This is a genomic window from Streptomyces sulfonofaciens (genome assembly GCF_014656295.1).
GTDB lineage: Bacteria > Actinomycetota > Actinomycetes > Streptomycetales > Streptomycetaceae > Streptomyces > Streptomyces sulfonofaciens.
Window position 1 is genome coordinate 1 of the sequence record NZ_BNCD01000067.1, and the last position, 1330, is coordinate 1330.

General features: G+C 64.8%; 1 protein-coding gene. It reads right to left on the reverse strand.

Annotated elements, in window-relative coordinates:
• Positions 1 to 27 precede the first annotated feature (27 nt).
• Positions 28 to 1280, reverse strand: a protein-coding gene (locus IE313_RS34580) for an IS3 family transposase (RefSeq protein ID WP_189939334.1) whose coding sequence is annotated in 2 segments (ribosomal slippage) — positions 28 to 998 and positions 998 to 1280 — 1254 coding nt in all. Because the reading frame shifts where the segments join, the coding sequence is not laid out codon by codon here.
• Positions 1281 to 1330: the final 50 nt, after the last annotated feature.

Here is a 1330-nt window from a genome sequence, read left to right on the forward strand (position 1 = left end):
TGAACCGCCCCGGGTTCGGTGGAGAACTCAGACTGTGGTGGTGACCTGGGGTTTTGTGAGTTCGGTGTAGTAGTTGGCTTCGTATTCGACGGGCGGAACGTGGCCTATCTCACCGTGGAGCCTGCGGTGGTTGTACCAGTCGATCCATTCGGCGGTGGCCAACTCGACCTGGGAGAGAGTCCTCCAGGGCCGCCGGGGTTTGATCAGCTCGGTCTTGTACAGGCCGATCGCCGACTCCATCAGGGCGTTGTCGTAGGCGTCGCCGACCGAGCCGATGGAGGCGGCGATGCCGGCGGCGTCCAGGTGCTCGGCCAGCTTGAACGATGTGTACTGCGAACCGGCATCCGAGTGATGAATCAACTCACCCGGAAAAACGGGGCGTTGGTCTCGGTCCCGCTGCCAGAGGGCCATCTCCAGGGCGTCCAGGACGAAGACGGTCTCCTTCACAGTGGCCGCCGACCAGCCGACGATCCGGCGAGAGAAGGTGTCCAAGACGAAGGCGACGTAGATGGTCGCCGCCCACGTTTTGACGTGGGTGAAGTCCGCTACCCAGCACCGGTTCGGAGCGGAGGCGACGAAATCGCGGTCGACCAGATCGGGGGCCCGCTCGGCTTGGCCGCCGGGGATCGTGGTGATGATGCGCCTGCCGCGAACCGCTCCCCGGATGCCGAGTTCGCGCATCAGTCGCTCGACCGTGCAGCGGGCTACTGCAGGGCCCTGCCGGTTCAGCTCGCGCCAGATCTTCCGGGCTCCGTACACACGGTAGTTGGACGTGTAGACCTCCTTGATCCGCTCCTTGAGTTCTTCGTCGCGCACCGAACGGGCGGACGGGTTTCCGAGGCGTTTCTTGTGGGCGTAGTACGTGGAAGGGGCGATCTTGCAGTCGTGCTCTGTGAGCGTCCTGCAGATCGGCTCGACCCCGCCGAAGCGGTCCCGGTGCTCGTCGATGAACGCTACGAGCGCGTGTGTGGCCGGTCGAGCTCGGCCGCGAAGAAACTCGCCGCCGCCTTGAGAATCTCGTTCGCCCGCTTCAGCTCGGCATTCTCCTTCTTCAGTGCCTTGAGCTGCGCAGACTCCTCCGTCGTCGTCCCTGGCCGCTGCCCCGCGTCGATCTCGTGCCGCTTCACCCAGTTCCGCAGGGTCTCGCGGGAACCGATGTCGAGCTTGTCCGCGACCGCCTGCAGGGCGGCCGTCTCGTTCGGGTAGTTACCACGCACTTCAGCGACCATGCGCACCGCACGGCGGCGCAGCTCAAGCGGGTAACGGGAGGGTCGTGCCATGACCCGATCCTTTCATGAAATCGAGTCTCCATACGAGCCGGGGCGGTTCA